The 956-nt window shown below is 51.9% G+C and carries 1 protein-coding gene; it reads left to right on the top strand.

The features are described 5' to 3' along the window. Positions 1-956 (top strand): elongation factor Tu (tuf, locus tag TU92_RS22120; protein WP_112169551.1); only part of this gene is annotated, 956 nt, incomplete at both ends.

Raw genomic sequence — 956 nt, forward strand, 5'->3', positions numbered from 1 at the left:
CCAAGCCGTCACTACGCGCACGTTGACTGCCCAGGCCACGCCGACTATGTGAAAAACATGATCACCGGTGCTGCTCAGATGGATGGCGCGATCCTGGTTGTTGCTGCGACTGATGGCCCTATGCCACAGACCCGTGAGCACATCCTGTTGGGCCGCCAGGTTGGCGTTCCATACATGATCGTATTCATGAACAAATGCGACATGGTTGATGACGAAGAGCTGCTGGAATTGGTAGAAATGGAAGTTCGTGAACTTCTTTCTCTGTACGAATTCCCAGGCGACGACATCCCAGTTGTTCGTGGTTCAGCGCTGAAAGCACTGGAAGGCGAAGCTGAGTGGGAAGCTAAAATCATCGAACTGGCCGGTTACCTGGACAGCTACATCCCAGAACCAGAACGTGCTATCGACCAGCCGTTCCTGCTGCCAATCGAAGACGTATTCTCCATCTCCGGCCGTGGTACTGTTGTTACCGGTCGTGTAGAGCGCGGTATCGTTAAAGTCGGCGAAGAAGTTGAAATCGTTGGTATCAAAGATACCGTGAAATCAACTTGTACTGGCGTTGAAATGTTCCGCAAACTGCTTGACGAAGGTCGTGCAGGCGAGAACGTTGGTGTTCTGCTGCGCGGTATCAAGCGTGAAGACATCGAACGTGGTCAGGTTCTGGCTAAACCAGGTTCAATCAAACCACACACTACCTTTGACTCAGAAGTTTATATTCTGAGCAAAGACGAAGGCGGCCGTCATACTCCGTTCTTCAAAGGCTACCGTCCACAGTTCTACTTCCGTACAACTGACGTGACCGGTACCATCGAACTGCCAGAAGGCGTTGAGATGGTAATGCCTGGCGACAACATCAACATGGTTGTTACCCTGATCCATCCAATCGCGATGGACCAAGGTCTGCGTTTCGCAATCCGTGAAGGTGGCCGTACCGTAGGTGCAGGTGTTGTTGCTAA

The sequence above is a fragment of the Rahnella inusitata genome, assembly GCF_003263515.1.
Taxonomy (GTDB): domain Bacteria; phylum Pseudomonadota; class Gammaproteobacteria; order Enterobacterales; family Enterobacteriaceae; genus Rahnella; species Rahnella inusitata.